This is a genomic window from Pseudoalteromonas sp. TAE56 (assembly GCF_000497955.1).
GTDB lineage: Bacteria > Pseudomonadota > Gammaproteobacteria > Enterobacterales > Alteromonadaceae > Pseudoalteromonas.
Window position 1 is genome coordinate 1 of the sequence record NZ_AUTN01000029.1, and the last position, 1550, is coordinate 1550.

The following is a 1550-nucleotide window of genomic DNA, read 5'->3' on the forward strand; positions in this document are numbered from 1 at the left end:
ACCGCCATTTAAATACGAACCAAAGCCATATTTGCGCATGTCGGCAGCGGTTATATCGCGGATTTCAGGTTGGATCATCTGCGCTACTTTTTGCTCAAGCGTCATTGTTTTTAAATATTGTGCAATCGTATTTTCAATTTCAGGCGTTTTCACTACTTTGCTTTTAAGCGTTGGCCAAAGTGATAAATCACCTTGCTCATGCTCAGCCTTTTTGGCCACCGCGCTTTCGTTATTATCAACGTTAGCTTCTTGTTTATTACACGCACTTAAAACGCATAATCCGCCTATTAAAATAGGGAGCATTCGTAACCTATTAGTGTTTAAGCTTTTTTTCATTTTTATAGCCCTGTGTTGTGTCAGTGTGTTTTTGTGCAGCACCTATTTGTTATTTAAATTTAACTATTGACCTACTTAGCAATAGCCACTAACCTAAATATGGAAGCGCTTCCTTAAAGTTATTAAATACCATCCTTAGTGATTAATCAAATTAAATATGGAAGCGCTTCCAATATTGGGTTTAATACACGCTATATACAAAGCAACCTTTACCAAAAAAGAAGCAGAGGTTTTCTCTTAATGAAACAATTATCTTTACCTAGTGGCTCACCCCTTTTAGCCAAAAATTTTACCTATGGTGTAGCTACGGCCTCATTTCAAATTGAAGGCGGCGCAACCGATCGCTTGCCATGTATTTGGGATACCTTTTGCAGTAAAGAAGGCAAAATAGTCGATAATTCAAATGGCGATATAGCCTGCGAGCACTACACTCGCTGGAAAGACGATATAAACTTAATTGAGTCATTAGGTGTAGACGCTTACAGACTTTCTATTTCGTGGCCGCGCGTAATGACTAAAAATGGCCACCTAAACCCTACAGGTGTTAAATTTTACACCGACATTTTAGATGAATTAAAACGCCGTAACATTAAAGCTTTTGTAACGCTGTACCACTGGGATTTACCACAACATATTGAAGACGAAGGCGGTTGGCTAAACCGTAACACCGCTTACGAGTTTGCACATTACACAGATTTAATTACCAAAGCATTTGGTGACCGCGTACACTCTTACGCCACCTTAAACGAGCCGTTTTGCAGCTCTTACTTAGGTTACGAAATAGGCGTACATGCGCCGGGTATTGTAGGTCGCGAGTTTGGTCGTAAAGCTGCGCATCACTTATTACTGGGCCACGGATTGGCTATGCAAGTACTTGCTAAAAATAGCCCAAATACATTAAACGGTATTGTACTTAACTTTACGCCTTGTTACTCAGTTACCCAATGCGAAGAAGATTTAAAAGCGACTGCATTTGCTGATGACTACATAAACCAATGGTACATGCAGCCTGTAATGCAAGGTAAGTACCCTGATATTATTAATCAATTACCTAAAGCCCACCGCCCTGATATTTTGGATGGCGACATGGAAATAATTGCTCAACCACTAGATTACCTAGGAGTTAACTTTTATACCCGCATGCATTATCAAGCAAGCGAAACCGACTTTTACCATGAGCTGCCACATAAAGCGCCAATGACCGATATAGGCTG

At 40.2% G+C, this 1550-nt stretch carries 1 protein-coding gene and 1 pseudogene; one reads left to right on the forward strand and one right to left on the reverse strand.

Annotation, left to right across the window (positions count from 1 at the left end; translation table 11 throughout):
- Positions 1-336: pseudogene (locus L656_RS01000000121785) on the reverse strand (glycoside hydrolase family 3 protein); the annotation flags it as partial.
- Positions 337-576: 240 nt separating this feature from the next.
- Between L656_RS01000000121785 and L656_RS0101035 the strand changes: the two are divergent.
- On the forward strand, positions 577-1550 hold a 974-nt coding region (locus L656_RS0101035), incomplete at its 3' end, for a family 1 glycosylhydrolase (RefSeq protein WP_024597856.1).